The 7,854-nt window shown below is 71.0% G+C and carries 4 protein-coding genes; 3 read left to right on the top strand and 1 reads right to left on the bottom strand.

Translation table 11 applies throughout. The features are described from left to right. Positions 1 to 83 precede the first annotated feature (83 nt). From AC1DU4_RS19150 to AC1DU4_RS19140, 3 genes are read left to right on the top strand one after another with little or no spacing between them, the layout of a single operon-like run. Entirely contained in the window at positions 84 to 5,021 is a 4,938-nt protein-coding gene (locus AC1DU4_RS19150; protein WP_477842437.1) for an NAD-glutamate dehydrogenase, read from the top strand. Further along, positions 5,018 to 5,470, top strand: coding sequence for an acyl-CoA thioesterase (locus AC1DU4_RS19145; protein ID WP_477842435.1), 453 nt, complete (start codon positions 5,018 to 5,020; stop codon positions 5,468 to 5,470). Before AC1DU4_RS19150 ends, AC1DU4_RS19145 begins: the two co-directional genes overlap by 4 nt. Further along, positions 5,463 to 6,146 carry a DUF8010 domain-containing protein gene (locus AC1DU4_RS19140; RefSeq protein ID WP_477842433.1) on the top strand — a complete coding sequence of 228 codons (684 nt, stop codon included), beginning with the start codon at positions 5,463 to 5,465 and terminating at the stop codon, positions 6,144 to 6,146. The genes AC1DU4_RS19145 and AC1DU4_RS19140 overlap by 8 nt, the downstream gene beginning before the upstream one ends. Positions 6,147 to 6,203: 57 nt before the next feature. Here AC1DU4_RS19140 and AC1DU4_RS19135 read toward each other — a convergent pair whose 3' ends face one another. Continuing rightward, positions 6,204 to 7,793, bottom strand: a complete 1,590-nt coding sequence (locus AC1DU4_RS19135; protein WP_477842431.1) for a glycoside hydrolase family 13 protein — start codon at positions 7,791 to 7,793, stop codon at positions 6,204 to 6,206. Positions 7,794 to 7,854: the final 61 nt, after the last annotated feature.

Raw genomic sequence — 7,854 nt, 5'->3', positions numbered from 1 at the left:
ACCACCGGTTCCCGGTCGGGCGACACGGACGCGGCTAGGCTCAGCGGAGCACACCTGTCACATCGACCAGGGAGTGGCCCGCGATGACCGTATCGGCAGATCGATTCGACGAGCAGTGGGCGATGAGCCTGCCCGCGGCCCTCGTCTCCCACCTGGAGGAGGTGGCGGCCGCCTACTTCCGCAACACCGATTTCGCCTGGACCGGGGGCGTGGTCGCGGACGACGCGATGCGCGGGTTCCGCGAGCATCTGATGTTCGCGCGCCACCGCCGGCCGGGCCAGTCGCTGTCCCGGGTGTTCACCCCCGCGGTCGGGTCTCCGGCCGTGCAGATCGCCACCGACGACATGCCGATGCTGGTCGAGTCGGTGACCGCGTTGCTCACCAGGCTCGGCGTCACCGTCGTGGAGATCGTGCATCCCGTCCTGCGGGTGCGACGGGGCCCCGCCGGCGACCTCGAAGACGTCCTGGTCAACGGCGCGTCGACCGCCGAGGAGGCGGGCTCCGACTCCGGCACGGACGGGTCGCTGTGGTCGGAGTCGTGGATGCACCTGCAGTTGCATCCCGCCACGGACGCGGCCCTGCTCGGGCAGATCGGCGAGGCGGTCCACGACGTGTTGCTCGACGTCCGTCAGGTGATCGCGGACACCGATGCGATGCGCTACAGCCAGCTCGCGCTCGCCGAGGAACTCGAGGCTCACGCGGACCGCGAGGACTGCCGGTACCCGGAGGACGAGGTCCGGGACTGCGCGGAGCTGCTGCACTGGCTCGCGGGCGGAAACTTCGCCCTGCTCGGCTACCGGCGCTACGAGTTCGAGGACACCACCGGCACCGGCCGCCCACGGGCTCACATCGTCCCCGACAGCGGACTCGGAGTGCTCGGCTCCCACACCCTCACGGACCACGGCATCGACCTGCCCGCGCCGGTGCTCTGGCCGGAGCGCCCGCTGCTGATGTTCTCGCAGGGGCCCGCCCCGGCGACCGTGCACCGATCGGTGTACCCGTTCTTCGTCGCGGTCACCGCGCTGGGGGAGGACGGGCGGACCGTCGGCGAACACCGCTTCCTCGGTGTGTTCACGGTCACCGCGTTGCACGAGAACATCCTCGACATCCCGGTGATCGCCCGGCGGGCCCACTCGGTGATCGAGCGGGCCGGCTTCGACCTGCACTCGTTCTCCGGTCAGGCGATGCTCGAGGTGATCCAGTCCTTTCCTCGCGCGGAGCTGTTCGCCAGCGACGAGGACACGCTGTACGAGACGGTGCTGTCGGTGCTGGCCATCGGCGTGCGCCGGCAGGCGCGGCTGTTCCTGCGCGACGACCGCTACGGACACTTCACCTCGGCGCTGGTGTACCTGTCCCGGGACCGGTACAACACCCGGGCCCGCCTGGCGATGCAGTCGATCCTGATGCGCGAGCTGCGCGGCGCCAGCCTCGAGTACAGCGTGCGGGTCACCGAGTCCGACCTCGCGATGGTGCACTTCACGATCCGCCGGACCATGGAAGACGGTGCGGCGGTGGATGTCTCGGCAAGGAATCGGGAACGCATCGAGGGCCTGCTCGCGGCGGCGACGCGGGCCTGGGACGACGACCTGATGGACGCGACGGTGGACGAGCCGCGGGTGACGACGCTGACCGCTCAGCGGTACGCGACGGCTCTGCCCGAGGGCTACAAGGAGGACTTCGACCAGGCCCGGGCGACCCACGACATCGTCCGACTCGAGGCGCTGACGGGGGACGCGATCGACCTGCAGCTCTACCGCCGGCGCAACGCCGCGCCCGGCCAGTGGCGGTTCACGCTGTACATCGCGGGCGGGGACGGGGTGTCCCTGAGCCAGGTGCTGCCGGTGCTCCAGTCCCTCGGCGTCGAGGTGATCGACGAGCGACCCTACGAGGTGACCCGGCCCGACGGAATACGCTGCTGGATCTACGATTTCGGTCTGTCTGCGGCCCCGGAACTGATCGACTCGTCGGTGGAGGAAGACCTGGACCGGGAACTCGACGAGGCCGACGACCTGGACGAGTCGGTGGCGGCCCGCGAGTTGCAGCGACGCTTCACCGAGGCGTTCACCGCGGTCTGGCAGGGTCGGTCCGAGCCGGACCGGTTCAACGAGTTGGTGCTGCGGTCGGGCCTCGAGTGGCGGCAGGCGGTGGTACTGCGGGCATACGCAAAGTACCTGCGGCAGGCCAGGTTCCCGTACAGCCAGTTCCACATCGAGGGAGTGCTGGTCGACCACGCTCACACCACCAGACTGCTCAGCGAGTTGTTCTGTGCGATCTTCGACCCCGACGTGGCGTCCGCGGACCGCGCCGAGACCCTGGTCGCCGAACTGCGGTCCCGGATCGACGCCGTGCTCAGCCTCGACGAGGACCGGATCCTGCGCGGCATGCTCGGGCTGGTCCTGGCGACGCTGCGTACCAACGCCTACGTCACCGACGCCGACGCCGCGTACCGGGACGTCCTGGTGTTCAAGCTCGATCCGAGCCGGATCGCCGACCTGCCCAGGCCGCGTCCGCGTTTCGAGGTGTTCGTCTACTCGCCGCGGGTCGAGGGCGTGCACCTGCGGTTCGGCCCGGTGGCCCGCGGCGGGCTGCGCTGGTCCGACCGCCGGGAGGACTTCCGCACCGAGGTGCTCGGGCTGGTCAAGGCGCAGGCGGTGAAGAACGCGGTGATCGTGCCCGTCGGCGCGAAGGGCGGGTTCGTGGTGAAGCGTCCGCCCGCGCCCACCGGGGACGCCGGGGTGGACCGGCAGGCGGCCCTCGCCGAGGGGCAGGCGTGCTACCGGCTGTTCGTCTCCGGACTGCTCGACGTCACCGACAACGTCGATCGGGCGAGCGGCGCGGTGCTGCCCGCACCGCGGGTGGTGCGGCGCGACGGCGACGACACCTACCTGGTGGTGGCGGCCGACAAGGGGACCGCGGCGTTCTCCGATCTTGCCAACGACGTTGCGGCGCAGTACGATTACTGGCTCGGCGACGCGTTCGCCTCGGGCGGCTCGGTCGGGTACGACCACAAGGCGATGGGCATCACCGCACGGGGCGCCTGGGAGTCGGTCAAGCGGCACTTCCGGGAGTTGGGGCTCGACACCGCCGCCGAGGACTTCACGGTGGCCGGCATCGGTGACATGAGCGGCGACGTGTTCGGGAACGGGATGCTGCTCAGCCGGCACATCCGCCTGGTCGCGGCGTTCGACCACCGGCACATCTTCCTGGACCCGAACCCGGTGGCGGAGAGCTCCTTTGCCGAGCGGCAGCGGCTGTTCGGATTGCCGCGGTCCTCGTGGGCGGACTACGACCCCTCGCTGATCGGTGCGGGCGGTGGGGTCTGGGAACGCACCCGCAAGTCGGTCCCGATCAGTGCCGAGGCGCGCGCGGTGCTCGGACTGGACGACGAGGTGGTCGAGCTGTCCCCGCCCGAACTGGTGCGCGCGATCCTGCGGGCTCCGGTGGACCTGTTGTGGAACGGCGGTATCGGGACCTACGTCAAGGCGGCCGACGAGACCGACGCGCAGGTGGGGGACAAGTCGAACGACGGGGTCCGGGTCGACGGCGGCGAGCTGCGGGCGCGGGTGGTGGGTGAGGGCGGCAACCTCGGGTTCACCTCGCGCGGGCGCATCGAGTACGACCTGGCCGGCGGCCGGATCAACACCGATGCGGTGGACAACTCCGCGGGCGTGGACTGCTCCGACCACGAGGTGAACATCAAGATCCTGCTGGACGCGGCCGTCCACACCGGCGCGCTGCCGAGGCAGGAGCGCAACGAGCTGCTCGCCTCGATGACCGACGAGGTCACCCGGCTGGTGCTCGCCGACAACGTCCTGCAGAACGAGTTGATGGGGGCMTCTCGGGCGGACGCGCCGTTGATGCTCTCGGTGCACGAGCGCCTGATCGATCGGCTGGAGAGCAAGCGGGGCCTGGACCGGGAGCTCGAGGCGCTGCCCACGACCGCGGAGATCGCCCGACGCCGCATCGCCGGGATCGGTCTCACCTCACCGGAACTGGCCACCCTGCTGGCCCATGTGAAGCTCGAGCTCAAGGACGACCTGCTCGCCAGCGAGCTTCCCGACAGCGACACCTACGCCGGCCGCCTGCCCCGGTACTTCCCGGTCCCGTTGCGGGACCGGTTCGCCGCGCAGATCCGGGGGCACCGGCTGCGGCGGCAGATCGTGGCCACCCTGCTGGCCAACGAGACCGTCGACCGGGGCGGCATCAGCTACGTGTACCGGCTCCGCGAGGAGGCCGGGGCCAACAGCACCGACGCCACCCGGGCCTTCAGCGCCGCCGCCGAGATCTTCGACCTGCGTGCGGTGTGGGTCGAGATCGGCTCGGCGCCGGTCGATTCCACTGTCAGCGACGAGCTGACCCTGGAGTCGTGCCGGCTGCTCGACCGGGCCTCACGCTGGCTGCTGTCCAACCGTCCGCAGCCGGTGGCCGTCGGCGCCGAGATCAACCGGTACGCCGCGCGGGTGCGGGCGCTGACCCCGCGGATCGCGGGCTGGCTGACCGGGCACCACGTGACCTACCTCGACGCCCGGATGGCGGGAGTGATCGAGCGGGGCTGCCCGCACGAGCTGGCGGAGCGGGTGTACCGGCTGCTCGACGTGTTCCCGGTGCTCGACATCATCGACATCGCGGACATCACCGAACGTGAGCACGACGAGGTCGGGCAGCTGTACTACGCGCTCGACGAGCACCTCGGGATCGACGAACTGCTCACGGCCGTATCGGGTCTCGAACGCGGCGACCGGTGGCACTCGCTGGCCCGGCTGGCGTTGCGCGACGACCTGTACGGTTCGTTGCGGTCGCTGACCATGGACGTACTCGTCGCTGGCGAACCGGACGAGAGCGCGGCCGAGAAGATCGCGGACTGGGAGTCCACGAATTCGTCGCGGCTCGCCAGGGCACGGGCCGCGCTCACCGAGATCATCGAGTCTGGGACGCTGGACCTGGCGACGCTCTCGGTGGCGGCGCGTCAGGTACGGAGCATGGTGCGCGGAGCGGGCACCCGATCGGAAGGAACTCGATGACTGTCGAGGCTGTAGGCACCACGACGGAGGGAGCGTTGGGCTTCCACACGAAGGTCGGGGTGCGGTGGTCCGACATGGACGTCTTCCAGCACATCAACCACGCCCGCATGGTGACGCTGCTCGAGGAGGCCCGCATCCCCTGGCTGTTCGAGGAGGGGCGGCCGACGGTGTCACTGCGGGAGGGCGCGGTGATCGCGGACCTCCACGTGCGTTACCGCGGCCAGTTGCGGCACGACGACGGCCCACTCGACGTGTTGATGTGGATCGAGTCGGTGCGCGCGGTCGACTTCACCATCGGGTACGAGGTGCGGGCGGGCGGCGCCGACCCGGCGTCGGCGCCGGCGATCGTGGCGTCCACCCAGATTGCGGCGTTCGACATCGACACCCAGCGCCTGCGTCGGCTCACCGCCGGCGAGCGCGGCTACCTGGAGAGCTGGAAGCGTGCATGAACGCGGCCTGACCGTCCCGGACCGGGGTGAGCGGGAGAACCTCGCGACCTTCCTCGCCCGGGCGATCAGGTTGGACGAGGCCGTGGTCGTGCGACTGCGCCAGCGCGGCGAGGATATGTTGGAGGCCTGGGCGACAACGGGTTTCGATGCCCTCGCGGCGCGGGTGGTGTCCGGACGGGTCGCACCCGCAGACACCACGGCGGCCGGTGACGCGCTGCTGCGCGCGCTGACCGAGGCGACGGGTGCCGACGTCGACCCGGGTTTCTCGATGGACTCGGCCTGGCAGGGTGCGTTGCCGCCGGTCGAGGGATTCGTGCACGTCGACGACGTGCCGGCACGAGTGCTCGTGGAGTTGGCGCAGCAGGGCGTGGCGGTGGCCAAGGACTTCGGCAGCAGCCAGGGGCCGCCCGCGTCCCTGCTCGCGCAGGAGGTACTCACCGTCGACGGCGCGGGGGAGCAGGTCGCGGTATCGATGCGTACGGTGTTCGCATTGGCGGCAATGGGATTCATCCCGCACGCCGGTGCGGCGCCGCTGGCGTTGGACGCCGACCTGGCGCGGATCGACGCGGACGAGACGGTGCGGATCCGGGTGACCAAGGGCTGGCTCCGGCTCGATGCCCGCTTCGGTTCGGTGTTCGCCCGGCGCGGCGGATCGCTGCCGCTGACCGTCATCTGACCGCACCCGACCGACCTGGCCGGGCTCCCCAGCCCGGCCAGGTCCGGGGCCGGCGTCTCAGACCAGCCAGACCGCCGCGTTCGGCGGGAGCTCGCCGGCGGTCAGCGGGACACTGGCGAGCAGTACCTCGCCCGGCGGCATCGGGATGGGCGCGTCGGAGGCGTTGAGTGCGCAGATGAGTCCGCCGCGCCGACGGAACGCCAGGCAGCTGGGAGGGCTTCCGTACCAGTCGATCTCGGCTCCGCTGAACTCCGGGCGGGTGGCCCGCAGGTCCAGCGCGGTGCGGTAGAGCGTCAGCATCGATCCCAGGTCCTCGAGCTGGGCCTCGACGGTGAGCGGGGCCCACTCGGGCGGCATCGGCAGCCACGGCGAGGCGCCGGAGGTGAACCCGAACGGCGGTGCGCCGCCCTCCCAGGGCAGCGGCACCCGGCAGCCGTCCCGGCCGCGCTCGGTGTGCCCGGACCGTTCCCAGACCGGGTCCTGCAGTGCCGCGTCGGGCAGCTCCACGTTCGGCAGTCCCAGCTCCGCCCCGTTGTAGACGAACGTGGCACCCGGCAGCGCCAGTTCGACCAGTGCCATCGCCCGCGCCCGGTCCGTGCCGACCCGGCCGCCGCCGTAGCGGGTGACCTCGCGTTCGACGTCGTGGTTGGACAGCGTCCAGGTGGGCGTGCCGCCGACGCCGGCGACCGCGGCCATCGAGTTCTCGATCGCCGCCCGCACCGGCTCGGCGCCGAACTCGGCCTCGGCGAGCCGGAAGTTGAAGCCCAGGTGGAGCTCGTCCGGGCGGATGTACTGGCCGAACCGCTCGTTGTCGCGGACCCAGATCTCGCCGACGGCCACCGTGCCCGGGTACTCGTCCATCACCTTGCGTAGCCCGCGGTGGATCTCGTGGACGCCGGGGTTGTTGAACCGCGGATCGTCGTCGTCGTTGCGCATCAGCCGGTTGGTGTCCCAGTCGTGGTCCGGCAGGCCCTCGGGCTTGGCCATGCCGTGCGCGACGTCGATGCGGAAGCCGTCCACGCCGCGGTCCAGCCAGAACCGCAGGGTCTTCGCCAGGTCCTCCGCGACCTCCGGGTTGGCCCAGTTCAGGTCGGGCTGTTCGCGGGCGAAGATGTGCAGGTACCACTGGCCGGGCGAGCCGTCGGCCTCGGTGACCCGGGTCCAGGCCGGGCCGCCGAAGATGCTCGGCCAGTTGTTCGGCGGCTCGGCGCCGTCCGGGCCGCGGCCGTCGCGGAACAGGTAGCGGGCACGCTCCGGGCTGCCCGGGGCGGCAGCCAGCGCCGCCCGGAACCACGGGTGCTCGGAGCTGGTGTGGTTGGGCACCAGGTCCATGGTGACCTTGATCTTGCGGGCGTGCGCCTCCTCGACGAGCGCCGTCATGACGTCCAGGTCGCCGAACAGCGGGTCGATGTCGCGGGGGTCGGAGACGTCGTAGCCGTGGTCGGCCATCGGCGAGCGCATCACCGGGCTCAGCCAGAGGGCGTCGACACCGAGCAGTTCGAGGTAGCCGAGCCGCTCCCGGACGCCGCCCAGGTCACCGACCCCGTCGCCGTTCGAGTCGGAGAACGAGCGCGGGTAGATCTGGTAGAACACCGCATTCGTCCACCACGGTTCTGCCGCCTGCGGCGCGTTCTCCTCGGTGCTCACAGGTTCACATAGTGCCAAACACCCGCTGCCGCCACGACCCGAGCGGCACCGCGCAGGGCGT

Source organism: Rhodococcus sp. P4_F5 (genome assembly GCF_056401315.1).
This window is presented reverse-complemented; position numbering and strand designations above follow the sequence as displayed.

Excerpts from the sequence above, each read along its gene's own strand:
- AC1DU4_RS19145 (WP_477842435.1), top strand. The coding sequence starts at position 5,018 with ATGACTGTCGAGGCTGTAGGCACCACGACGGAGGGAGCGTTGGGCTTC.